This window comes from Paraflavitalea sp. CAU 1676 (assembly GCF_029223285.1).
In the GTDB taxonomy this organism is placed as follows: Bacteria; Bacteroidota; Bacteroidia; order Chitinophagales; family Chitinophagaceae; genus Paraflavitalea.
This window is the reverse complement of the sequence record NZ_JARHUJ010000007.1, coordinates 365,290-388,764: the sequence shown is the minus strand read 5'-3', so window position 1 is coordinate 388,764 and position 23,475 is coordinate 365,290. Positions and strand designations below refer to the sequence as shown.

Annotated in this window: 17 protein-coding genes; 6 read left to right on the top strand and 11 right to left on the bottom strand. The window is 51.2% G+C overall.

Annotated elements, in window-relative coordinates; all coding sequences use genetic code 11:
• Nucleotides 1-41: 41 nt before the first annotated feature.
• From P2H89_RS23960 to P2H89_RS23950, 3 genes are all read right to left on the bottom strand, one after another.
• Nucleotides 42-713 carry a hypothetical protein gene (locus P2H89_RS23960; protein WP_275831727.1) on the bottom strand — a complete coding sequence of 224 codons (672 nt, stop codon included), beginning with the start codon at nucleotides 711-713 and terminating at the stop codon, nucleotides 42-44.
• Between the two features lie 368 nt (nucleotides 714-1,081).
• A complete protein-coding gene (locus tag P2H89_RS23955) occupies nucleotides 1,082-1,555 on the bottom strand; it encodes a GNAT family N-acetyltransferase (RefSeq protein WP_275831725.1) in 474 nt (157 codons plus the stop codon).
• 70 nt (nucleotides 1,556-1,625) lie between these two features.
• Nucleotides 1,626-2,225, bottom strand: a complete 600-nt coding sequence (locus P2H89_RS23950) for a hypothetical protein (protein ID WP_275831723.1) — start codon at nucleotides 2,223-2,225, stop codon at nucleotides 1,626-1,628.
• Between the two features lie 105 nt (nucleotides 2,226-2,330).
• Between P2H89_RS23950 and P2H89_RS23945 the strand changes: the two genes are divergently transcribed.
• Entirely contained in the window at nucleotides 2,331-4,001 is a 1,671-nt protein-coding gene (locus P2H89_RS23945) for a M1 family metallopeptidase (protein ID WP_275831721.1), read from the top strand.
• On the opposite strand, the gene P2H89_RS23940 is transcribed toward P2H89_RS23945, so the two are convergent.
• From P2H89_RS23940 to P2H89_RS23930, 3 genes are read right to left on the bottom strand one after another with little or no spacing between them, the layout of a single operon-like run.
• A complete protein-coding gene (locus tag P2H89_RS23940; protein WP_275831719.1) occupies nucleotides 3,985-4,947 on the bottom strand; it encodes a hypothetical protein in 963 nt (320 codons plus the stop codon). The genes P2H89_RS23945 and P2H89_RS23940 overlap by 17 nt on opposite strands.
• 46 nt (nucleotides 4,948-4,993) lie before the next feature.
• Nucleotides 4,994-6,847, bottom strand: coding sequence for a RagB/SusD family nutrient uptake outer membrane protein (locus P2H89_RS23935; protein ID WP_275831717.1), 1,854 nt, complete (start codon nucleotides 6,845-6,847; stop codon nucleotides 4,994-4,996).
• A 15-nt stretch (nucleotides 6,848-6,862) separates the two neighbouring features.
• Nucleotides 6,863-10,036 carry a TonB-dependent receptor gene (locus tag P2H89_RS23930; protein WP_275831715.1) on the bottom strand — a complete coding sequence of 1,058 codons (3,174 nt, stop codon included), beginning with the start codon at nucleotides 10,034-10,036 and terminating at the stop codon, nucleotides 6,863-6,865.
• Nucleotides 10,037-11,114: 1,078 nt separating this feature from the next.
• Here P2H89_RS23930 and P2H89_RS23925 point away from each other — a divergent pair.
• The 3 genes from P2H89_RS23925 (at nucleotide 11,115) to P2H89_RS23915 (ending at nucleotide 13,787) form a co-directional block, all read left to right on the top strand.
• The gene (locus tag P2H89_RS23925) at nucleotides 11,115-11,960 is read left to right on the top strand and encodes an RteC domain-containing protein (protein WP_275831713.1); all 846 of its coding nucleotides are present in this window, start codon (nucleotides 11,115-11,117) and stop codon (nucleotides 11,958-11,960) included.
• Between the two features lie 283 nt (nucleotides 11,961-12,243).
• Nucleotides 12,244-13,260, top strand: coding sequence for a hypothetical protein (locus P2H89_RS23920; RefSeq protein ID WP_275831711.1), 1,017 nt, complete (start codon nucleotides 12,244-12,246; stop codon nucleotides 13,258-13,260).
• Between the two features lie 311 nt (nucleotides 13,261-13,571).
• Nucleotides 13,572-13,787: a hypothetical protein gene (locus tag P2H89_RS23915; RefSeq protein WP_275831709.1), complete on the top strand. Its 216-nt coding sequence runs from the start codon at nucleotides 13,572-13,574 to the stop codon at nucleotides 13,785-13,787.
• Nucleotides 13,788-13,865: 78 nt separating this feature from the next.
• On the opposite strand, the gene P2H89_RS23910 is transcribed toward P2H89_RS23915, so the two are convergent.
• The gene (locus tag P2H89_RS23910) at nucleotides 13,866-14,705 is read right to left on the bottom strand and encodes an FN3 associated domain-containing protein (RefSeq protein WP_275831707.1); all 840 of its coding nucleotides are present in this window, start codon (nucleotides 14,703-14,705) and stop codon (nucleotides 13,866-13,868) included.
• Nucleotides 14,657-15,682: a 6-bladed beta-propeller gene (locus P2H89_RS23905; protein WP_275831705.1), complete on the bottom strand. Its 1,026-nt coding sequence runs from the start codon at nucleotides 15,680-15,682 to the stop codon at nucleotides 14,657-14,659. The genes P2H89_RS23910 and P2H89_RS23905 overlap by 49 nt, the downstream gene beginning before the upstream one ends.
• Before the next feature lie 109 nt (nucleotides 15,683-15,791).
• Here P2H89_RS23905 and P2H89_RS23900 point away from each other — a divergent pair, with 109 nt between their 5' ends.
• Together P2H89_RS23900 and P2H89_RS23895 are read left to right on the top strand one after the other, a co-directional pair.
• Entirely contained in the window at nucleotides 15,792-16,016 is a 225-nt protein-coding gene (locus tag P2H89_RS23900; RefSeq protein ID WP_275831703.1) for a DoxX family membrane protein, read from the top strand.
• A 65-nt stretch (nucleotides 16,017-16,081) separates the two neighbouring features.
• Nucleotides 16,082-16,912: a hypothetical protein gene (locus P2H89_RS23895; RefSeq protein ID WP_275831701.1), complete on the top strand. Its 831-nt coding sequence runs from the start codon at nucleotides 16,082-16,084 to the stop codon at nucleotides 16,910-16,912.
• A 78-nt stretch (nucleotides 16,913-16,990) separates the two neighbouring features.
• Here P2H89_RS23895 and P2H89_RS23890 read toward each other — a convergent pair whose 3' ends face one another.
• The 3 genes from P2H89_RS23890 to P2H89_RS23880 form a co-directional block, all read right to left on the bottom strand.
• A complete protein-coding gene (locus tag P2H89_RS23890) occupies nucleotides 16,991-17,950 on the bottom strand; it encodes a metallophosphoesterase (protein WP_275831699.1) in 960 nt (319 codons plus the stop codon).
• Between the two features lie 64 nt (nucleotides 17,951-18,014).
• On the bottom strand, nucleotides 18,015-19,793 hold the full coding sequence (locus P2H89_RS23885; RefSeq protein WP_275831697.1) for a RagB/SusD family nutrient uptake outer membrane protein: 1,779 nt from the start codon (nucleotides 19,791-19,793) through the stop codon (nucleotides 18,015-18,017).
• An 18-nt stretch (nucleotides 19,794-19,811) separates the two neighbouring features.
• Entirely contained in the window at nucleotides 19,812-23,321 is a 3,510-nt protein-coding gene (locus tag P2H89_RS23880) for a TonB-dependent receptor (RefSeq protein WP_275831695.1), read from the bottom strand.
• Nucleotides 23,322-23,475: the final 154 nt, after the last annotated feature.

Below are 23,475 nucleotides of genomic sequence, written 5' to 3'. Positions count from 1 at the left end.
GGATTTAGTTAACTGACTTAATGGTCGTTTATCCGGTTCTGTTAAGGCACGTAAGGGAACACTTTCACCTTACCTGTATAGGCAAAGGAAGTGCTGTAAGGCTTACCAGGATTGGGTGAGTAATAGGTCTCGAGACCTGAGTAGGTGGCATCTCCACTTGCTGCAACAGTAAGAGAAATTTCACCCGTGGTGGCATTAAAGTTGTTGACAGTAATGTTGATCTGTAAGCCAGAGTGGGTAGGGGATATGGTGCCATAGTCGGCGTTATCGTTGTAGTTGTCCGGGCTATCCCAATAATGACGTACTCTTTTTTGCGTGATCTCCTTGGTTGTTGGGTTATACACGAATTCCACGCGGGCGCCTTCATACCATTCTACATCGCTGAAACGCTCGATGTAAATTCGGTAGGTGCCATCGCTGTTGCCTTTCGCATATTGCGTGGAGGAGTTGCCCGCTTTGAATTTATACGTGTCTTTAACGGTTACAGTCGCATTGTTGTTGTCGGTAAAGGTGGTGGTAGCTGTAATGGGTTCATTAGCGCCAAGGATAATTTCAATGCCGCCTACCTGACCTTCCAGTTCTGCATTGCTTTTGTTCAGCGAGTCAATTTCTTTTTTCAGGTCGCTGACATCGTCTTTCAGGTTCTTGGTACAGGAGGTAAATGCTAAGCTACCTGCCACCAACATACCAAACAGAATTACGGGTTTTTTCATGAATTGTTGTTTTTTGTGAATAGAGGTTTGTATTAGAAAATAAAGGTCCCGTCCGGCCAGGTTGGTAAACCGCCAGACAATAAATTATTATAAAGGCTAAGATGCTTTAGTTGATAGCTGCCAATAAAATTTTATGGAATATTTCCGTGTGTAGCGCCGGTTGTGGCGAAAGTTGATGCAGGAGCATGTACAGGCATGGCCTGTTTGGGATATTGGACTTCATAGTTTGGAATTTTAGGTATGCGACTGAGCTAGATACACATACAGCTGCGAAGAAAATCGAATTAAATGAAGGAAGAAAGCTGAAATGGTTGAACTGCCTGATTTGTGCAGTGTAGTTTCCAAATTACAGGTTCAACTGCCCCGGCTTATAGTTCCTTTTCCATGTAAACAGCGCCTTCCAGCGGATTATAGCGGTAGGAGGGGATCTCATAAAAACCGAAAGACCTGTACAAAGCCTGGGCCTTGATCATGGTTTTGAGTGTGTCGAGCCTTATTTTCCGATAGCCCCGTTCGCGGGCAACCTGCAGCGAACGTTGCATCAGTTGCACACCAATGCCCTGCCCCTTAAAGCCGTCCCTTACGTACATGCGCTTCAGTTCGGCAGTGCTATCGTCCAGTTTACGTACACCTGCACAGGCGATTGCTACGCCATCCTGGTAGGCGAGTAATAAGGCGCCTTCCGGCTGGTTGTACTGCCGGTCAATTACCTGTAATTCCTGGCTGAAGTCCTGGAAGGAGAGGTCCACTCCCAGTGAGGCGACATATTCCTCAAACAGTTTTCTGCCATCTTCAAATTCAATGGCTGCCTGGGCGATGCGGTACTCAATTTCGGGAAGCATATACGCGCAAAGATAATACCTGGAGATGATGTGGGTACCACGGAGCTTTTGTCTGTTGCCAGGGATCGTTTTAGCCGGCGGTGGAGATATGGCTGAAGATCAGGTGCCCCTTTTCTGTTACGGTGAAGTAGTAGATGATGTTGTATTCGCCCACTTCATCGTCTTCATTATTCAGGTTGAATTTGGAAGCCAGGTTAAGTTGAAGCATGTGTTCAGCTTTGTCGTAGGTCGAGTACAGGACGTATTCAGTATTTCCTTCAATGATGGCAGGTGTGGTATGCTCACCGTTCTTGAAGAGCTCTTCGGTCTTGACCTTCAACAGCGCTTTCGTAAAGCCTTTGGGGAACAAGCTCCGGAAGTATTTAGTGAGGTCTTTATCAGTAAAAGGCTTGATATTGTCGGCAGATACGGTTTGACCCGGCGTGGCTACGTACCAGATCTCATTGCCTGCATAGGCTACCGGGAACTGGAAAAAGGCTTTTGATTTGCCTATGTTTTTCTGATAGATCGCGTCTCTCAGCTGGCGGAAATTGTCGATCCAGTACGGAGTGTCTTTTTGCCTGAAAAGGGCTTTGGCCGGAGAATTGTCTGTGGCGGAAACAGGAGCGTTTTGCGCAAGGGTTGTTATGGTGCAAAGCAGCAGGGCTGCGACGGTTAGGTTTTTCAGCATGGTATTAGAGGAGTGGGCCCGAAAATAGGGTTTCTTTATCAATTTCCGTATGAAACCGGTTAAATTCATGCCATCCCTATTGCCTGGCTACCGGTAAATTTGGTCATGCTGACAAAAAAAATGCTCACTGTTTCCTGTGCCTGCCTGCTCACCTTGTATGCAGGCGCGCAATCGAAGTCCTTTACTCATGCCGACACGCTCCGCGGTTCGCTCACGCCCGAACGTACCTGGTGGGATATCCAGCGGTACGACCTGGCGGTAAAACCCGACTACGCCAATAAAACTATCAGCGGATCTAATACGATCACCTATAAAGTGGTGGGCAATAGCCAGCGCATGCAAATCGACATGCGCGAACCGCTCCTCATCGATAGTGTAATCTTCAATCAAAAGGAAACCTTATCCTTTGCTAAAGAGGGTACGGTTTGGTATATCAATACCCCAAAGCAAAAGAAGAACAGCACTAATACCGTTGCCATCTACTACCACGGCAAGGCGCATGAAGCCGTACGTCCGCCCTGGGACGGCGGCTGGACCTGGACCACCGACTCACTCGGCCGTCCGTGGATGACGGTAACCTGCCAGGGGCTGGGCGCTTCCATCTGGTATCCCTGCAAAGATCATCAGAGTGATGAGCCCGATAAAGGCGCCAGCCTTACCATGACGGTGGCCGACTCCCTCTCTGCGATCGCGATGGGGCGCCTTGAGTCCAAAGAGGCAAATGGTGATGGTACTACCTCGTGGAAGTGGTCGGTTGTTAATCCCATCAGCAATTATTGCCTCATCCCTTATATCGGTAAATATGTTAACTGGGGCGAAACATACAAAGGAGAAAAAGGCCCCCTCGATATCAATTATTGGGTACTCGACTACAATCTCGAAAAAGCAAAAGCCTACATGCCCAAAGAAGTGAACATTATGCTGCATGCTTTCGAGCACTGGTTTGGTCCTTATCCTTTTTATGAGGATGGCTACAAGCTGGTAGAAACCTCCAATACGGGCATGGAACACCAAAGCGCGGTATCCTACGGTAACTGGTACAAACCCGGATACCGTGGCCGCGATGGATCTGGCACAGGCTGGGGTATGAAATGGGATTTTATCATCATTCACGAAAGCGGCCATGAATGGTTTGGCAACAACATTACCACCAACGATCTGGCCGATATGTGGGTGCATGAAGGATTCACCAATTATAGTGAAACACTCTTTATCGATTACCTCTTTGGTGTAGAGGCTGCCAATCAATACAACCAGGGCATACGCCGCGGTATCCGCAACGACAAAACGATCATTCCAGCTTACTATGTCAATGCGCAGGGTAGTGGTGATATGTATCCCAAAGGCGGCAACCTGTTGCATTCGATTCGTCACAGTATGGATGATGATAACCGGTTCCGCAATATCCTGCGTGGCCTCAACAAGGACTTCTACCACAAAACAGTCAATTCGACGGAGGTGGAAAGATATGTAAGTGCAAAGGCCGGTTTCAACTATAGCAAGGTGTTCGATCAGTACCTGCGCACCACGCAAATACCCAGCTTTGAATATTACTTCAGTGATGACAAGACTAAAGTATTCTATCGCTACAGCAACTGTGTACCCGGCTTTAACCTGCCATTGGTGTTGAAGAGTAGTACGGCCAATGTCAGGATCATGCCAAAGGAACAATGGCAAAGCAGTACCGTCAACAGTGAACAGGCCTCGTTGTTCACTAAAACTGCCATTGAGGCCATGTATTACGTGAACGTGGCGGCCGTTACTGCTGCACCTTGATACTTACATTCAGGTACGGCTTGTCGTCGTATGTCAGGGTAAAGATATGAACGAGCATGACGCCATACTTTCCTTCGGGTGTTTTAAAGTAAATGAACTGGCCCGACTGAATGCCCGGGAAAGTGGCATAGTGGGTGAGGTTAATCGTTCGTTTTTTCGCTTCCGTCTCAATGGCCACTCCCGTTTTGAACATGCTGGTGAAGTTGGCCGCCGAGCCACTCACGGGCGCCGAAAATAATGTGCCGCGTTTGGTCCAGCTGCTTAGGTCGTACAGTGGAAAAGGATTTGGATCGGCGCCTGGCGTATACAGGCAACGTATCAACGTCGTATCGGGCCCTCCGGCAGGTGGGCTGGGGTTCTTGACAAACTTCTGGTAGATCGCAAAGTCGATATCGGCCGATATCGGTGCAGCATCTGCGTAATTGAAGCTGGTTCCCTTGCTCAGGGAGAAAAAGGAAGGCGCTTTCTTCGTGGCCGTATCGGGCAGAAAGAGGCTGCGATTGGGCAGGTACTTGTAATCTGTCTTCACCGAAAGCGTGATCATCTTATCGCCATCGCCTAAGTAAACGCCGTCTTCGTCGAGCGCCCAAACGCGAAAGGTAGTGGTGCCCACGCCCTGGTCGGCTTTAATGGTTACGGCATCCGAGTAGGAGCGCCGCTTCGCTGGATCATTGATCGGGATCTTGATGCCCGGCACACCCTGGCCGGCCCGCCATATACAGATCATGTACATGTCTTTGTTGGGTGAATGGATGGTGAAATCGATCACCAGCGTATCGTTCGGGTTTACCTCATTGTATTCTTTGGCAGCGCTTTCCTTGTTGTTGTGCAGCTCGAGTGTTACGTCGAACATGTTGAAGATGTTCTGCGCTTCTTTTTTACAGGCGCCCAGCAACGCGCAACAGGCGAATAGGAGGGCGGCCGTTCTGATCGTATATCGTTTCATGTTGAATTTCCTTGTTTTACAAATGGGTTCAATAATGACGGCTCGTTTACAATGGATCGAATGTGCCGCCATCCCAGCCAATGGTTTGTTCCAGCAGCGGACTCGAATTGATGAACTGATTCGATAGGCCAAAGAAGTAATAGAATTCAGGCATTGCAAATCCGCCATTGCCCGATACCGTGATCAGGCGGGGCGCTTTGAAAAATGCTTTTACCGATGCTTTATTGGTCATATCGAGCGTATCGCGGTTGAGTTTGCCGGCAGCGTTGAGGGTTTCCAGGAATTTACGTTTGTTGTCGTCGATACATTCGAACTGCATAGACAACAGGTTGCCGGTCAGCAAATGCATTCTTCTCGTTCTGCGCAGGTCGTCGTGGCGTTTACCTTCGAAGGCAAATTCCACCATGCGCTCGTTCAGGATCAGGTCGCGCAGCTGGTCTTTGCTGGTGGCAAAGCCGAGGCCGTAATCATTGGCGCCTGCCTGAATACCGGCACGTTGGCGGATCTCGCGCACGAGTGTTTTTGCCGTGGCCATGTCGCCGGTTTCATTGGCGGTTTCTGCGTAGTCGAGCATCACTTCCGCAAAGCGCAGCTCTATCCAATCCATGCCACTGCCACCCAGGTCATTGGCCTGGCGAACACTGCCGGCAGGCAGGTCGGGACTGGAGAAGCGTTTGCAATAAAAACCACGGTCGCCGGTTTCGTTGAGGGCCTTTACATAGGTCCATTGGCGGCGGCCAGCAACACCACTTAGTTTCCAGGGAGCGCCATTGTAAGCGATCGTTGCGTCGAAGCGTGGGTCGCGGTTGAGCCAGAACATCTCGGGGTCATAGGCGGCACTCTGGTTGATAGGTGTACCATCCTTCATGGTGTAGGCATCGATCATGCGGGTGCTGGCGTAATACATATCATTGGGCTGTCCTTGCTCGGATGCCGGACGGCACCTTGCTTCTACGCCATGGGTGCGTTTCACCACTTTATCGGAATAAGACCGTACGATGATCGCTTCTTTATTGGCAGTGCCTTCGGTGAGGAAGATCTTCGAATAATCTGCTACCAACGCATGGCCTGCGTTCTTACAGATCTCATAGGCTTCTTTCGTAGCCTTATGCGCCGCTTCCCAGCGTGTTGCGTCATAACGATGCTTTCCATCATTCACCGGGTTGAACTGTGGGCTAGCCCAGTACAACAGGGCTTTTGCCTTGATGGCTGCCGCTGCCGCTTTGGTGAGTTTGCCCCTCTCCGTAGCATCCAGCCAGGTAACGCCATCCAGCATCACCATGCCCGAGTCGAGGTCTTTCACGATCTGCTCAAACATCACTTTAGCTTTTACCCGTCCGCTCAGTTTCAGGTCGCCGGGGCTCTGCGGCTCCAGCACAAGCGGCATGCCGCCATATACCTTGGTGAGGCCCAGGTAGGCCATGGCCCGCAGTACATAGAACTGTCCCAGCATGGAGCGTTTGGTGGCCGCCGGTATGGTTTGACTAACCGGCAGGTTGGCAATGGCGATGTTACAGCGGGCGATGTCGAAATAGCGGTTGTCGCCGGGGTTGGTGCCCTGGTATTTGGCGCCCACATATTTTACATCGTTGGCGATCATCACGCCGTTGAAGTTGAACAGTTTTTTGATCGACCCGTCGGCAGCGGAATAGAGGTTCTCATCGCTGCCCATATGAAACGCATAGCTGTTCAGGGTATACTGGTAATAGAACTCGGGCATGATCACGTGATACGTTTCATTCAGGAAGTACTGCACGGCGCCCTCTGTTTCCCAGATGCGCGCATCCAGGCCATCCCGATTGGGTAATCGCAGGAAGTCTTCCGTTTTTTTGCAGCTCGTGAAGAGGCCGGCGGTAAGTCCAGCCAGCAGGTATATAGAGAGTTGAAGTATCTTTTTCATTGTCGTCGTTTTAGCTTAGAGTCCCAGGCTGAGACCTACAGAAATGGTTCGGAGGGTTGGATAATCGAATATGTAGCTGGAGTAGGGATCCTTGTATTTGAGCGGATTCTTCAGTACCCACAGGTTGTTGCCCGTAGCGAGTATCCGGGCGTTGCTGAACCCTGCTTTTTTGATGATCTTCTCCGGAACGCTGTACACGATCGTCATGTCGTTCACCCGGATCATGGTACCATCTACCGCCCAGAAATCCGATTCCCATCCGGCTACAATAGAAGCGTCGTCGTGACGGGGGAATTTTCCGTTGTGGTTTTCGGGCGTCCAGCGATCGGTCCAGAAGCTGGGCACATTGTTGTTGGGCGTGGGACGGCTTCTCCTGGCCTTGCTGTCGTAGAATTCTTTACCACCAAACCGCGCAGCAATGTTTACGTTCATGGCCAGCGATTTGTAGGTGAGCGACAACTGGATACCAGTGGCCAGGGTTGGATCAATGTGGTCGAACATCGTGGTCTTGTCCTTGTCGGTGATGACGCCGTCGCCATTGATGTCTTTGAAATAGAGCCAGCCGGCCTGCGGTACCAGTCCGTTGATGGTATAGTTGGGTTTCTTGGCCAGGAATGCATCTACGTCTTCCTGGCTCCGGAACATGCCTTCGGTGATCATACCGATATTGTTGGAATTGTATTTCCGCGGATCGGTGCCGAAGTGGATCTGCCAGTCTTCTGCCTGCCTGTCCCACAACAGGTAGGGGTTGTAGTAAGTGCGGCTGGTGACGGCGTTGCCGAAGCTGAAATTGATGCTTGACTTGAAGGAGAGGTCGGGTGTAAACCGGGTTTGATAACCGATCGAGAACTCCGATCCCCAGGAGTAGCGTTCCATGTAGTTGACCAGCGGTGGTGTAAACCCTGCATACATGGGAAAGTTGTCGGTAGCGCCTTTATCGAAAGCATCGTACGAGAAGTTCTGGAACACATCTACGCCGAGGCTCAGTTTGTTGTTGAACAGGGAGACGTCTGCGCCAATGTTGAGGGTGCGTTTTTTCTCCCAGGTGATATCGGGGTTGGGGATGCGGTTCTGCTTTAAGCCGGGTACCAGGGTTTCGTTGTACATATACCCGGTGATGTTTATTGCATACCATTCCTGCCACAGGCGTTGATCGATGCGGTCATCGCCCGTGAGGCCAAAGTTGGCCCTTAGCTTAAAGTAGTTGACGGATGGCAACACATCACGGAAGAATCTTTCTTCACTAACGAGCCAGCCCAGACCTACACTCGGGAATACGCCCCAGATATTGCCAGTAGCAAAATTGGCAGAGGCATCGTACCGCGTAATGCCTTCCAGCGAATACTTGCCGGCAAAGTTGTAGCTCAGGCGGCTGAAGAAGGAGCGCTTGCTCGATTCTGATATGTCTTTATCGCGCACCACCGGCGACTGACCAAATGCCCAGAATTCATCTACATTGGGGATCTCCTGGCCAAGCCACTCTACGGCCAGGTTTTCTGCATTCGATTCCGACTGTTCTCCGCCGGCGATCACATTGATGCTGTGCTGGCCAAACGTGCGCTGGTATTGCAGGGTGAAAGTTGCTTGGTAGCTATTGGCATTGCCCAGTTTGCGGCGCAGGAACTGGTTGGTGCCCTGCACCACGTTTATTTCGGCGCCGGTAGGGGTGAGTGTATCGGTATACAGGGCGCCGTTGTTGCCGCCACGTATGAAGTTGTAGATCTTATAGTTTGGACGATAGTCGTCGCGGTCGGTGCCGTTGCCGGCCTGTGAAAACTGCAGGCGGGCGGTTAGTCCTTTCAGCGGGCCGCTTTCAGGAGCATAACTCAGACTGGTATTGATGCGGTAGCCCTTTGTTTTGGTGTTTTCATAATAGCCCGATTCCATCTGCCCCTGCGGGTGCATGCCCAGGTTGCTGTTGAAGTTGACCCATTTGCCATTGATGCTATAGGGCACCCAACGGGGTATCTGGATGATCTTTTCGAGGAACTGCTGGTCGTTCTCGCTCAACCCATTCTTACTGGTCTTGATGTTATGGTCTACATTGAAGTTGATATCGGCCTTCACGTTGTTGGCGATCTTAGCTGTTAAGCCGCTCCGGAAGCTGAATTTGTCGGCTTTCATCGAGGCGTAGTTGGCGTTCTCGTTCTGGTAGCTGCCGCCTACGAAGAAGGTCATTTTATCGCTGCCGCCCGATAAGCTCAGGTTGTGCCGCTGGGTAAGCGCTGGCCGCCAGATCTCATCGAACCAGCTCTTTTGTTCGTTGCGCTGGATATAATCGAGGTCCTTCTGGGTAAAGAAATTGGAAGGCGCTACGTTGTTGATGCGGTAGGTATCGTTGAGCAGGGTAGCCAGGTCATAACCTGAGAGCATTTCGGGTTTGCGGGTGGCATCGGTATGCCCTACGTAGCCATTGTAATTGAGTTTGGGAGCGCCTGGTTTGCCGCGTTTGGTGGTGATGAGTATCACCCCTTTGGCGCCGGCAGCGCCATAGATGGCTGCGGTGGCGTCTTTAAGGATGGTGATGTCCTCGACCATCGACGGATCGAGTGCATCGAAGTCCGATTTGGTGACGATGATATTGTCGATCACATACAGGGGTTGGTTGGTGGCGCCTACGTCATCGGCCTGGTCGGATACGAAGGCATTGCGCACATTGAGGGTAATGCCCGCGCCCGGCCTGCCCGATACGCTGCTAACGCCCAGGCCCGCTACGCGGCCACGCAGGGTGCCGGCGATATTGGGAGCAGGAATATCCTGTATGTCCTGTGCTTTGATGGTGGCTACGGCGCCGGTGGTCTGCGATCTTTTCTGTGTACCATAACCTACCACCACCACATCGTTCATGTTTCCTCCCATACCATTTAGGGTAACCGAGATCATGGTTTTCTCCGCTACGTTCACTTCCTGGTCGAGCATGCCGACGAAGGAAACGGTGAGCATCGTGCTGCCTGTAGGTACTTTGAGGGTGAAGGTGCCATCTTCTTTGGTGAGGGTGCTTACTTTGCTGCCTTTTACGGCCACCGTAGCGCCGGCCAGGGGAGCGCCCTTTTCGTCCGATACTTTGCCCGACACGGTCTTGTCGGTTTGCTGAAACCAGGGCGAGTAGCCGGTATCAGCTGCAAAGCCGGGAGTCGTTAGCACTGCCAGTATAATGGCAGCCGATAAAGCAATCATCCGTTTTCTCATACGCGAAGCATTAATTGGTTAGCTATGTTAGAGTGTTGTTTGAAATACTGGAAGTGGTAGAAGTAGGACAGGCAGAACGTAAATGAGGTTGTACGCTTTTTTCAAAGCGCCTGTTTCCCTTGGGAGGGATGGGGGATAGTATATCCGCATGCAGGTGTGGCAACCGTCAGTTAGTTATGGTATATGGATGTTAGATGCTCGTTCTGTAAGCCAAAATACGCTGGAGTATGGGGGGGAGAAAATGGCATATTTCGCCTAAAAGATGGACTATTTTCCTATTGCCAGCGAAAGCGGGCGGGCTACCTTTTTACGCAAACGTTCCCGGAAATGGATGCGAATGGTTATAAATGATCCCCTGGGCGCAAAAAAGAAAGGCTGCCGCTTTTTACAGCAACAGCCCTCGTGATGGAATGAAGGGTAAAGGGATATTCTAAAACGGTACAAATGGGCCACAAGAAACGACAAATTCAGCATCGGCCATTGGCAAGGTGGTTGAAGCAGCAGATGGATGGTGTAGGTAGTATTGATTGCTGTGTGAAGTAGCTGGCTGGTGTAAAAAAGACAATGACTGACCGGATTCGGGCATGTCTACCTTTGGCGGCGAGCTGAATTGAGCCATGCCGGTCGGAATGTTTAGTTTACTGATACCAATGCAAACGAGAAAACTCAACGCTTGTGTTAAAGAAAAATAAATTCAGAAAAAAGTTCCATTTGTGTTATGGATTTTTAAACTCATATCATCTTATCTACAGCAACTCTCTTTCTCTACGGTGAATATTATACAAGGTCCCCCATGGCCACGTGACCCAACCATTGTTCCATGACCCGGCTGGCATGGCCAGCCATCATCCTTTTTTACCAATAAGTACCCACGCCGGCAGCAGCTGGCTTGCACACCTGTTTAGGGCTTTTTCGTCATGAAAGCCTGCGTGCCGGTGTAGCAAGATGACCCTGTCTGCTCCATAATCAGCCGAATCATTACCTAACATAAAACAGAGGCCTATGAATGTCTTACCAAAACTTAATCGCCCTTGCGGGTGCTTGCTTTTTCCTATTAATCAAATCAAAACGCTTTGCTATGTTAAACCCCAACTATGAACTTGCCGCACTGAATCAAACCTTACTTACCCGGATCATAGAAACGGAATCGGGAGAGGCTGATCTGGTCCTTCGTTGGAACAAATGCATTTCACTTTGTGCAGACACGATCTGTCAGCTTCGGGAGAAAGTGCGTTCGAATGGATTCTCAAACGATGAGGCCGAAATCTCCTTCTTTAAGGAGATCAAACCGGTAGCCATGAGCCGCTTTTTGTATTACCACGAACTGCTTAAGCTGGAAGCCGGCGAACTCACCGGCAGTTGGAAGATGGAAAAGGAACGTCTTGAAAAAGCACTACAGGACGCGTCCGTTTTCATTCAGACCAATCAAGATCTGCTGGCTTACATACGCTCGGGTAGTTATCATTACGACAGGCTTTATTTTCTACGCGGCGCCAGGGGATGGCCCAACTGTCCCGATCTATCGCAATTTGATGACTTGTTTTCGACCGCTTCAGACGAAAGGTTGGCGAGGCTATTCGCCAATGAGTTATTGATGAGGTATATTGATAAAAAGCTACACCAGGTGTCCGATCAACAATCAGGTCAACCAGCCTCGTCGCAACCGGCATTGCTGTCCTGCATAGCTTCCCCTACAGCGGTAGCTTTGTTGGGTGTAGCCTTGCACAAGTCGGCCTTTTTTTCCGACGGCGCCCTGAAGGTATCCAAGAATGCGGTGATGAAGCATCTAGGCGTCTGCTTCGGCATCGACCTGTCAAACCATAGCCAGCTCGTTGCCCAGGCGATGCGTGGTAAGCATCCGGAACGGCTTTTTAAGGAGCTGAACGACGCGTTTAAACGCTATATGGACGAACTGGACGACTAACCCGTCGGTTGTCTGGTAAGGCCAATTCATTCCTGCTGCTGTAAACCGGTGGCTGCGAGTGAGTTGGCTTTTTTTATGGAAGAACCTTGCGAAAATTCGGTCATTACTATATAAATAATCTCCTGTTTTTTTCTTATGGATATCGGTGGGCTGCGTTGAGTATGTCCATTTACGGTAGTGTTAATGATCTCCTGTTGCAAAAATAAACCTGTCATTGGTGAATAGGTACTATATAAACCGGTTGGGGTATTCGCTGCAGCTTTGTGTCATCAAACCGAACAACATGACACAGATGCACCACTTAGCCACACAAGACGGCAGCGTACTGGTACCTGTACTCGACGAAGCTGGTATGCTGGTTGCCTACCTGGCCTACCCGAACCCTACGGGGGTGCTACAGGAGTACTACGGTGCTATGAGCACTCCCAGACCACTCCCTGACCACCCTCAGAGCACCCCCTGGCAGATCAGCATGGCCGGGGAAGGCAGCCCGTGCACTACCTGTGTGCAAGTAGCGTCTGTGCCATTCCGGTTTGAGAAACCTACGTTCAGCTGGGCCGGCCAGCATTTTTCAAAACTTAAAAAATTAAAGCACATGGCTACAACAGCTTCTTCAAACGGCGTGAGCGCCGACAGGATCAAGAACGATCCCTTATTTGAGCGTACGCGGGAGAATATGGCCGAGTTTACGCGGGCCGGTAAGGCGTCCAAATTGATGCGCGTTATTTTCCGGGAGGTAATGGTCAACGCGAAAGACAAGATTACCCAGGCGCGGCTTGTCAAGGTCTTCAGTCGTGTACTCGCGGCCGATACTGTCAATGGCCGGGGGTTACGTACTGTACACAAAGGTGATCTGCAGCAGCTCGATGGTTTCAATTTCAATGTACGGGCTGGCTTCCGCGATGTTTTTTTCAAGAAATGCGCGATTACTTTCAACCGCACGAGCGGGCAGGTGCTCATTAGTATTCCCGAATATGTACCGCGTATCATGGTGCAAGGTGCCCAGGGATGTACGCACTACCGCATCGTGGCAGGCGCTGCCACGATCCAATTCGATACGGAAAAATACGAGTTTGTAACGCAGGGCACTACTGAGCTTTCCTGGAACCACGATCCGCAAATCGCTTCTTCCCTTACCCTGGCATTGCCGGCCAATAGCCCGGATCATGTGGTAGTGGTATTGGGGGTCGAGTTCTATCAACGGGTCAATAGTCGCAGCTATGCGTTAAAGACGGGTGAATTCAATGCTACCAGCGTTATGCTGGTGGATGAAGCACCCGGACAGGCAACCGGCGGTTAATGGATCCTGTACGCACCATCCCGCGCTTGATTCCATCTTGTGGAAATGGCTGGTGGTCTTTACCCCGGCCAACCTTTCGAAGCCTGCAGGGATCGCAGCGTGGTCCGTATCTGCCATCCGTACCCGGTATCCAATTCCTATGAAATTCGCAAACGCCGGCGGGGCATATTCAGAAGCTTCCCCTGCTGTCGTTTGCGAAACCCGGAGCGGAGCCCTGTGCGCAGGGGCCATCCGCTGTGGGTAATACCATCCTGGTGAAGGTGACTGAGGCGTAGTGTTTGTTTGTATTATTCACCAATTAAACGTCCATTATGAGCAATATCGTCAACCGTATGCAGGATAAAACGCCTAAGTTCTTCCGCATACTCCGCAATATCGGCGTCGCATTGGCGGCGGCCAGTGCAGCAGTTTTCGCTCCGCCTGTGGTGCTGCCTTCGCTCGTAACCGATATAGCCGGTTACCTGGCAGTAGCAGGGGGTGTGATGGGGGCCGTTAGCCAATCGGCCGTGCTGAATGAGGAGAAATAGGGTAGAGGTATTGTGTACCAGAGGGCGCCGTTTTGTATAGCGGCGTCCTTTTTAAAATGCCAAGGGGAAAGGAACGACTTAATAAACTTTTATTTCATCAATAAATAACCAGGCTGGCTGTCCGGCTCCGGGGTGAATTGCTGGAAGTTTTTTGAGCGGTTGAATGATCAGACGTAGCTTTTTTGTTTTTAAGGTAGTTGGCGGTCGCAGTAGTTGGTAAACGCAGGAGCTTCCGGAATTAACCTTGTCGGAAGGGATGGTGACAGCTGCCAATTCCTTAAAAGCCTTTGCTGCCTCACTGTAATAGTATAACCGGATCTGCTCCGGCAGATAGATCCAGCTTCCATGGTCCTGTAAAAAGTTTCCCAATACGCCGGTAATCTTCGATTGCTTTTCCAATTCAATATCGATCACCACGCTATCCCCTTGATACCCTGTCCAGTTAATATTATGCAGATCCGCAATGCCTCCTTCATTATCATATAAGGATAAATGGCCTTTTCCTGGAAAACGGGCATTGGGGGTGGAAGCAGTCAGCTGCGCGATCGGCAACCCGGATTGTATAAAGGTGGTGGCAATTGTTTCTGACGGAAGAAAGCCCTTCCCAAATACCCTTGCTTTTAAAGTGGTGAACCCTTCTTTTATCAGAAAGGGATGCCGGTACACTTTATCGGATAACGCCGGTTCACGGTTATTTAAGGTGTAGTGGATGGCTGTGCCAGGTTGTGCGAATGCCAGTTGAATGTTGACCGACCGATCGAAAAAAATGGATGCATATTTCAGCATGGGCGGCGCCAGTTTGAAGGTGTCCTGGGCACCTGCTGAAAACGAACATGCCAGGGTCAGTAGGTGACAAACAACACGCATCATCAGCTTATGGGAGATAATTTGTACGGATATACTTTTCCTGAATTCCATTGTGCGATATAAAGGTTTTCTTCATCATCAATACATACGTCGTGCGGATATTGAAATGCCTGAATGGTCTGGTACATCTCCTCCAGTTTACCATTGATGTATGAAGGGGTTGACCCTCCAAGGTTGGAAACTACCTGGTTGTTTTTATCGAGAATAGTAACAAAGCCCGATTGTTGCCCTGTTCTTGCACTTGACTGCAATACTGCTGCATACAGGTATTCTCCCCTGATGACCGGCCGGCAAACCCAAGCGCCCGGCATTTCAATGGTATCCAGGTAGGCTCCATCCATGGTATAACGTTTGAAGGCATTTTGCTGCCTGGAGGTAACCATCAATAGGGGATCTTTTCCTCTGTTGTCTACGCATATGCCGTGGGCATTCAGCAGGTTGTTTGGCTCTTTCCCTCTTCCTCCAAAATGTCCAAGGTAGCGGCCTGACGCATCATACCGGATCACAAGATCTTTTCCATAACCGTCGGCAACATAGATATCGCCATTGGCTGCGATAGCCGTTTCTGTTGGTATATATTCCTCCGCTTTGCTGTATTGCCCGGTTTCCTTCGGATAGTTCAGTGTCATCAATACCCTTCCGTCAATGGTGGTTTTGATTACCTGGTGCCGGTTATTGTCACAGATGAAGAGTACATCCTGCCCGTTTTCATTAAACAACGTAAGCCCGTGTGCTCCGGGATATTCAGTGCCCCAGGTCTGCAAAAGTTTGCCACCCTTATCGTAAATAAGTACGTTGTTTTTCGTTTCATTGGTGAGCAGGAGGATGCGCCCCTTACGGTCCTGCACCATTTCATGGCAGTCGTTAACAGGATTGTGCGCCACATCTGCCTGGCTCCAGTGGGTATTGATGCGGTAGCGTTTATTGTTGTGCCCCAATATTGTTTCACCACTAAAAAAGGAGGCCGGGTTGATCGCCAGGGAAGTTGCGGCCAGTGATGTGTTTTTGATGAAGCGCCTGCGAAGCATGATCGTTGATTTAGTTTGTTGTTGGTATAATGGCCAGGGTAGCGGGGATGGCAACTTTACCAAATGTAGTGAATGGAATGTCAACAGCAGGATTGTTTAGTAAGGATTTTTGCAGAAACTTTTCGGATGGTTTAAAGATATGGGCGGCGGGGTAGGTATCCGGCAAACACTGGCGCACATGGCAGGTAAGAAGATTCCGAAGGCAGTGGCCTGGCTGGTGATTCTCGGTCAGTCATTGGGCAGTATCGGCCTGCTGCTTCGCTGTTTTGGACGAATAGCGGCATTGGCAAATTTCATGATATTCACGGGAGCCCTTTATGCACGACTCTGTTAGTCCCTGTATTGCACAAATGGAAAATCTATTCTATTTTACCCGGATTAACCCTCTAAACCACTTACATGAAATTTATTGTTACTGCGGCGCTGGCTGCGTTTGGATCGATGGCGTCTGCCCAGGAATGTTCAAAAAACCTTTTGTTTAAGCCAGGCGCACGGTGGGAGTACAAAACGTATATGTCCGAAAGCAATCCGTTTACGAAAAAGAAGCTGATGGAAAGTACACGCCTCAGCTATGCAGTAACCGGCGTGAAGGACAGCAATAACGTAACGTACAGCTATATTTCGAAAACCGGCACCAATCCGGTCAATGAAAGCCTGCATTATACTGTTCACTATGTTGTAACCTGCGATGGCAGTAAAGTGACCGTTCCTGCAGACTTCTTTACTGCGGAGATCATTTATTTTTCCAACTACTTTGCCGACGGAGCAGAACGTAATGCCGCCCAAAAAGATACTGGTTATTATGCCAAAAGTGTTATGAAAGATGCGCCATTCCTGTATCTGCCGTTGGGTAATGGGGGTGGCAAAGTGGAATTCAGCAGCAGGCGGATATCGTCGGAAATTCACTTACGTCTGTTTGAAACCGTGTCCTTGTTCGGCACAGATGGCCAGCGCAGTTCTTCTGTTACAAAAGGAAGGAAAGAGATGACTGTGCCCGCTGATGCCGACATGGAGGAGCCGCGCAAGATGGGTATAGGAAAAGTGACGACACCTGCCGGCACTTTCGACTGTGAGGTTATAAAGGTTAAAGGGAAAGGAATCGCGATGGGCTTGTCTTTTGAGACTATTTCTACCTACTATTACAGTCCTGAATTGGGTTTCGTAAAGGGAATGCATGACCAGGGTAAACAAACAACCGGACTTTTCGAGCTTGTTAACGTACAGTACTAAATCGCATCATCAAGCGTATATGAAAAGGCCCTCTCATTCTATTGAGACGGCCTTTTTTTGTATTTACACAGATGAACCTTAGAAACTATGGGGAATGTATCTGTTCTCCACCGTTCCGTCTTCATAGAGATCGATGATCGCATACCCGGGCGGCGTTTGCTGGTACCAGCATTTGCCGGCAGAGTGCTTGTCGCCATCCTCCCACCAGAAGCCGCTGAGCGCGCCATTGCAGAAGTATTGCACGCCATTGTACTCTACCCGGTCCTGCAAATGGATATGACCGCTTACGCAGGCCTTTACTTTATCCTTGTGTTGGTAGAACAGGTCTATGAGGTACTTGTAATCGGTATGCATGCCGCCGCCGTCGAGCGAGGTGCAGGCTGCCAGCAGCGGGTAATGGCTTAACATCAGGACAGGCGTGTTCGGCGCCAGTTGCTGCAGGTCGGCCTCCAGCCAGGTCCGCTGCGCTTCGTCGAGCGAGCCCGCCTTGCTGTTGTTGCTGTCGAGGATCACGAAATGCCAGCCTTTTTTATCGAAGCTATAGTAGCGCCCCGGCGTACCCAGCTGCTTTACTACATGGTCTTTGCCATACATGGCATCGGCCTTGTCGGGCGCGGCCCACCACATGTCGTGGTTGCCGAGGCAACTGTGCATTTCATAACCACTCAACTCCTCGCGCAACTGCTTCCAGATGGCCCATTGCTCATTGACCCGGTCGCGGGTGATGTGGCCGTAGTCGGCTGCGTAGATGGTGTCGCCACCATTGAGGAAGAAGTCGATCTTCTGCCGTTTGATCTCTTCCATACATTGGCGAAAGCGTTTCGGCGCATCGTGCTCGGGCCGCATGTGTACATCGGTGATGTGTGCAATGCGCAGGGCCCGTTTCTTTTTGGCCGCGAGGGCATTGCCCGTGCCGGGGGCTTCGTTGCGGCCGTTTGGCGCTGTGGTGTCGACGGGCGCGGCCAATGCGCCGAGCCCTGTTGCTGCCACAGTGCCGGCTGTGAGGCCCAATCCTTTCAGTAATTCTCTTCTATTCATAAAGTGTGGTTGTTAAAAAAAGAGGCCTCCCGGGAACGGGAAGCCGATAATAAACAAGGCTTATTTACCAGCCAAAAAGTTGCTTGAGCTCGGGGTTTAATACCGTTTGTTGCAAGGGTATCGGGAAATAATAGTATTTAGGATCGGTAAAGCTGCGCACCTGGCTCTGGTCTTTGGTAAACTGGATAGTTCCAGTAGTGCCGCCACTCAGGTAATAGCTGCTGCCATCGAGGTAATACTTCGGCGCATTGGCGGGCAAGCCTGGCACTGGTGCTTCCGATTGTTTGTTTTGCCAGATGGCGATATCGGGGTTGCCATCGCCGGTAACATCCTGACCACCCAGGGCGGTTACATAGATGCCCTGCGTTGCCTGCGCCAGGAGCGCGCCTGCCTTCCAGCGTTGCAGATCGTGCCAGCGCAATCCCTCACAGGCCATTTCTACCCGGCGCTCGCGGCGTATCTCCAGCAGCACGCCCTTGTTGGCGCCGCTCACAGCAGGATACAAGGCTGCCTGCGCAGCATCGGGACTGCCATTTGCATTGATCATGTTGAGATCGGGCATGGCTACCCGCTTGCGGAGCAGGTTGATGGTTTTGTCGAGATCGGCCTGGGTAAGCGTGCCCAATTCTGCTTTAGCCTCGGCATTGTTGAGCAATACTTCCGCATAACGGAAGATGGGGAGGTCGGTATAGTTGAGTACCCAACCGCCGCGCAGGGCGGGGTCGCGGGGATAGAACTTTACCTGGAGCAGACCGCCAAAATCGGGCTTGATGAGGTAGGGCGCACCGCCGGGTGTATTGGCAAAGCCAGGCGGCATTACGGTTTCGGCGAGGCGCGGATCGCGGTTGATGAACTGCTGCACAAAATCCTTCTTGTCGTAGTTGGGCTGCGCCGTAAAGGGTGTACCATCCTTCATGAGGAAATCATTGGTGAGACTGCGGCTGAGCGCCCATTGCCAATCGAGTACCGTATGCGTATTGTTGGCGATGCCTACCTTGGCATCGTTCTTCTGTATCATAATGGCTTCCTTATTGCCATCGAGGTTGTTGCTGCTAAAGAGCTTTCTGAAGTCTTCGGCGCCGGCGCCGGTGTTGACAATCGCAAAACCGCCTTTGGCGATCAGCGTGTCGGTTGCTGTAACGGCTCTTTGCAGGAAGGCATTGGCCGAGGCCTGCAGGTTCAGTTCAGTATGGTATTTACGATAGGTGCCTTCAAAGAGGGCTACCCGGGCCAGTAGGGTATAGGCTGTCCATTTGGTGATGCGGGTATTGGTGCCGCCATTCATGGTAGTGCCGATGTTGGTGACGGCATATTCCAGGTCGGCCATGATGGAGTCGATGACCTTGGTACGTGGATCTCTTGCCTTGTAGATATCTTTTTCATTGTTGGTCTGCAGTACGGTCGAATACCAGGGCACATCGCCATAACGCTTCACCATGTTGAAGTAGAACCAGCCGCGGAAGAAACGGGCGATGCCCACGAAATGGTTGATGGCTGTTTGATCGCCGGTGGTCTTGTACACATTGTCGAGCAGCAGGTTGATGCGGCGCAGGTTGCCCCAGTTGCTCCAGCCGCCTACATTATCGGGCGATACCTTGCCGCGGATGAGGTTGTCGAGCTCATGGCCGCCGCTGTACACGGCGATATTGTCGGAGTAGAGATCGTCGGAGCTTGCTCCCAGCATGCTGTAAAAGCCGTTGGTATAGGTCTCCAGGTCGCTGGGTGTTTTAAAGAACTCTTCGGTGGTGATCTCCGTTTGCGGATTGCGTTGCAGGAAGTCTTTGCTGCAAGCGGCTGCCAGCATCACAAAGGCCAGTAAATAAAGCCGGGTTATATTTTTCATCACTCTGGATTGTAACAGTTAGAAATTTAAGTTCATGCCAAATGCATAGGTGCGCTGGAAGGGGTAGATGTCGCCATTCAACCCTTCGGGATCGAGCTTGACCTTGATATGTGATACCTCGAAGAGGTTTTCGGCGCTGGCATAGAACCGGATGCGGTTGATCTTTGCACGCCTCAGCAACGAAGCCGGCAGCGTGTAACCGATGGTGAGGTTCTTACAGCGCAGGTAGCTGGCATCCTGCAGGTACTTGGTGTTGGGCAAGCCCAGTTCGTGCATATTGTCTTCGGCCGAGTAGGCTTTGATGCGGGGGAAATAGCCATTGGGGTTATCGGGTGTCCAGCGGTCGAGGTTTTGTTTGGTAACGTTGGTCCAGGGTTGTGCATAGATGCCCCAGAAGTAGATATTGCTGGCGCCGGGATACCAATCTCTTTTGCCGATGCCCTGGAAGAAAATACGGGCGTCGAAACCCTTCCAGCTGCCGCTGAGGTCGATGCTGTAAGGCAGACGGGCGCGTGTGTTGCCGATCTTGCGCATATCGCCCGGATCATCGACGGTGCTTTTGCCGAAGTTTACTTTGTTGTCTTTGTTGCGGTCGGCGAACTTGATATCGCCGGCATAGAACTGGTAGCCATTGTCGTCTTCACCCACCGCTGTATAATCCTTTTCTTTGGCCTCGTCGGCTGTTTTGAAGAAGCCCTCTACATCCATGCCCCAGAGTTCGCCCAGTTCGCGGCCTTCATAATATGCCTCGAAATTACCACCCAATGATTTGGTGGGGTTATCGTATTTGGTGATCCAGGCACGGCTATCGGCCAATGATACGGTTACGTTGTAATTGAAATCCGATCCGGCCAGGGTGCCCCTGTCGCGCCAGGAGAGTTTCAACTCGAAGCCCTGCGTTTTGAGGTCGCCGGCATTCACGAGCGGCACGGCTGTACCGAATACCGAAGGCAGTGTTTTACCGGGCGCCAGCATGCCCTGTACGCGGCGGGTATATTGGTCGAAACTGATCTCGAGGCGGTTGGCGAGGAACTGGAAGTCGGCCCCGACATTGATGGTCTTCACCTTTTCCCAGGTATAGCTGGGCGAAATGGCGCCGGGCGGGTTCACCGTAGGCGGTTGTGATGTACCCAGTATCTGACCAATTTGTGGGGTGAAGGTCATGGTGGGTATATAACCATATTCATTGCCGTTACCATTCTGGTCTACGGCACTGCCCTGGTTGCCCAGTGAGCCATAGGAGGCGCGCACTTTAAAGAAGTCCATCCCGATCTTTTCGGTGAGCGGCTTCAGGAAGGCTTCTTCCGAAATTACCCAGCCTGCGCTGGCGGAGGGAAAGAAACCCCAGCGGTCGTTGCTGCGAAAGCGCGAGCTGCCATCGTAACGGCCATCGAGCTCCAGCAGGTAGCGGCCATCGTAGTTGTAGTTGAACCGGCCGAAGAAACCCTGTACGGCCCATTCGCGGATGCGCTCGGTAACGTTCATGGTGCCGGTGCTCAGGTTTACGGTTGGCAGGTTGTACGAGATGATGCCATTGCGGCTGGCGCTGTTGTTGGTGGTGAGCCTTTCTTCCTGGTTGAAGCCGGCGAGCAAGCCTACATTGTGCTGCCCGAATTTCTTGTGCGCTTCGGTATAGAGGTTATATACATTGTAGTTGACGTTGGCCATGTTGTCGGTGGCAGTACCTGAGGCGGTGCCTGCGTACTTGATGGGGCCATTGGGACCGTCGCGGTAGGGTATTGGTTTTTCGAAGCGACGCTCGATGCTGGAGGTTCTGCGAAAGGTGGCATCGCCTTTCACGGTCCACACATCCTTGAGCAGGTTGGCGCTAAAAGAGAAGGTGCTTTGGAAGTCGTTCAGCTTCGAATCGGACCGGCCGCCTTCGCGAATGGAGCCCAGCTGGTTGGCGCCATCCTGCGTCCACGATCCATCGGGATTTTTAGGTACACTAAAAGAAGGCAGCCTGTTGAGGTTCCAGAAGTAATTGCCATCGAGGTAAGTGGGTGAGGTGTACAGCACATTGGCAAAGCTGGTATTGTTCGCAAACGTGAGCCACCTGGTAGGCGTAAAATTCACCTTGCCCCGCATATTGTATCGTTTGTAACTATCGGCGTTGAAGCGCACCATGCCATCCTGGTGATAGTAACCTGCCGAAAAGTAATAACCCAGTTTCTCTGTTTTTTGGGAGAGGTTCAGGTTGATCTCTTCCGAAGGCGCGGTGCTGTTGTATCCTTCCTTCATCCAATCGGTGCTGCCCATGTAGAGGTATTTGCTGGCGTCGTTGGGGTTCACGATCACATCGGGCTGGGAAGGATCTTCTGAACGCTTCTTGGCATACTCTACGAGGTTTGCAGGCCAGGCCGGATTGTACAAGGGGAAGGCGGCCTGGTTCTTCAGTGTAATGGACGTATAGGGATCGGTGACCAGCTCGGGCAATTTGCCTACGGTACGGACAGATGTGTAGGCATTGACATTGACATCGAGCTTGCTGTTCTTCGCCGATTTGGTGTTGATGAGGATCACGCCAAAAGAAGCGCGTGCACCATAGATGGCTGCCGCGGAGGCATCTTTCAATACGGTTACGCTTTCTACATCGGTGGGGTTGATGCGGGCCAGTTCGTTTTCTGTAACGGCGATATTGTCGACCAGGATGAGGGGCGCACCGCCGTTGAGTGACACCTGACCGCGGATATTGAGCGAAGAAGCGGTATTGGGGCGACCGTTGGAGGTGGTGATGTTGAGGTTGCCGATAAGACCCTGCAAGCCCGAGCCCAGGTTCTGGATGGGGCGGCTTTCCAATTGCCTGGCCGTTATGCCGTCCGTAGCGCCGGTGAGGTTGACCTTCTTCTGCGCGGAATAACCGACCATCACCACTTCTTCGAGGCCGGTAACATCTTCTTCCATCCGAATGCTGATGTCAGTCTGATCGCCTACGATAAACGTGAAGGTCTTATACCCAACGATGGAGCATTCGAGCACATCGCCATTGTTGGCGTCGATGGTGAAGCTGCCGTCGGCGGCCGTCATGGCGCCTTTGCGCGTACCTTTTACGAGTATGTTCACGCCTTCTATGCCTTTGCTCTTTGCATCTTTAATGGCGCCTTTGATGGGGCGGGGGACTACCTCGCCGGCAGGCAGCTGTTTATGGCCGGGCACCGGGGGCTCTACTGTTTTCTTCAGCACTACCTGGCTGCCGATCACCGTAAAGCTGATGTTGTAGGGTTTCAGCAGGTTGTGGAGAATATCCGCCAGTGTTTCTTCTTTGGCGGCCAATGATATGGATTCGTTTTCGGGAATGGTATTGCGCGTGTAGGAGAATTTGATGGCTCCTTCCTTGCTGATCTTCCGCAGCACGTTCTTTAATTGCTCGTTCTTAATGCTGAGCGTAAGCTTTTTGTTCAATACATCCTGCCCCTTCGCGTTGTTGGCGAAAGAAGCGACGGCGAGGGTCGTAGTCAACAGGCATTGAAGTAGTATGGCTTTCACATGAAAGAGTGTTACGCGGATGGGCAATCCGGTTTTTTTCATAACTTTAAGCAGTTTTGATATTAAGTAATTAATGTAAAACTCCTTTTCACGTTCGTTCTACATGAAATGAAAAGGCTCAACAGGGTTGACGACTGTACCAGAGTTGTCAACCCTTTTTTAATGATGGTTAGTTGGGTTTCATTACTATTTGTTT

What these genes read in the sequence shown, in the direction of transcription:
- P2H89_RS23960 (WP_275831727.1), bottom strand. Translation starts at nt 713, where the DNA reads ATGAAAAAACCCGTAATTCTGTTTGGTATGTTGGTGGCAGGTAGCTTA.
- P2H89_RS23955 (WP_275831725.1), bottom strand. Translation starts at nt 1,555, where the DNA reads ATGCTTCCCGAAATTGAGTACCGCATCGCCCAGGCAGCCATTGAATTT.
- P2H89_RS23950 (WP_275831723.1), bottom strand. Translation starts at nt 2,225, where the DNA reads ATGCTGAAAAACCTAACCGTCGCAGCCCTGCTGCTTTGCACCATAACA.
- P2H89_RS23945 (WP_275831721.1), top strand. Translation starts at nt 2,331, where the DNA reads ATGCTGACAAAAAAAATGCTCACTGTTTCCTGTGCCTGCCTGCTCACC.
- P2H89_RS23940 (WP_275831719.1), bottom strand. Translation starts at nt 4,947, where the DNA reads ATGAAACGATATACGATCAGAACGGCCGCCCTCCTATTCGCCTGTTGC.
- P2H89_RS23935 (WP_275831717.1), bottom strand. Translation starts at nt 6,847, where the DNA reads ATGAAAAAGATACTTCAACTCTCTATATACCTGCTGGCTGGACTTACC.
- P2H89_RS23930 (WP_275831715.1), bottom strand. Translation starts at nt 10,036, where the DNA reads ATGAGAAAACGGATGATTGCTTTATCGGCTGCCATTATACTGGCAGTG.
- P2H89_RS23925 (WP_275831713.1), top strand. Translation starts at nt 11,115, where the DNA reads ATGTTAAACCCCAACTATGAACTTGCCGCACTGAATCAAACCTTACTT.
- P2H89_RS23920 (WP_275831711.1), top strand. Translation starts at nt 12,244, where the DNA reads ATGACACAGATGCACCACTTAGCCACACAAGACGGCAGCGTACTGGTA.
- P2H89_RS23915 (WP_275831709.1), top strand. Translation starts at nt 13,572, where the DNA reads ATGAGCAATATCGTCAACCGTATGCAGGATAAAACGCCTAAGTTCTTC.
- P2H89_RS23910 (WP_275831707.1), bottom strand. Translation starts at nt 14,705, where the DNA reads ATGGAATTCAGGAAAAGTATATCCGTACAAATTATCTCCCATAAGCTG.
- P2H89_RS23905 (WP_275831705.1), bottom strand. Translation starts at nt 15,682, where the DNA reads ATGCTTCGCAGGCGCTTCATCAAAAACACATCACTGGCCGCAACTTCC.
- P2H89_RS23895 (WP_275831701.1), top strand. Translation starts at nt 16,082, where the DNA reads ATGAAATTTATTGTTACTGCGGCGCTGGCTGCGTTTGGATCGATGGCG.
- P2H89_RS23890 (WP_275831699.1), bottom strand. Translation starts at nt 17,950, where the DNA reads ATGAATAGAAGAGAATTACTGAAAGGATTGGGCCTCACAGCCGGCACT.
- P2H89_RS23885 (WP_275831697.1), bottom strand. Translation starts at nt 19,793, where the DNA reads ATGAAAAATATAACCCGGCTTTATTTACTGGCCTTTGTGATGCTGGCA.
- P2H89_RS23880 (WP_275831695.1), bottom strand. Translation starts at nt 23,321, where the DNA reads ATGAAAAAAACCGGATTGCCCATCCGCGTAACACTCTTTCATGTGAAA.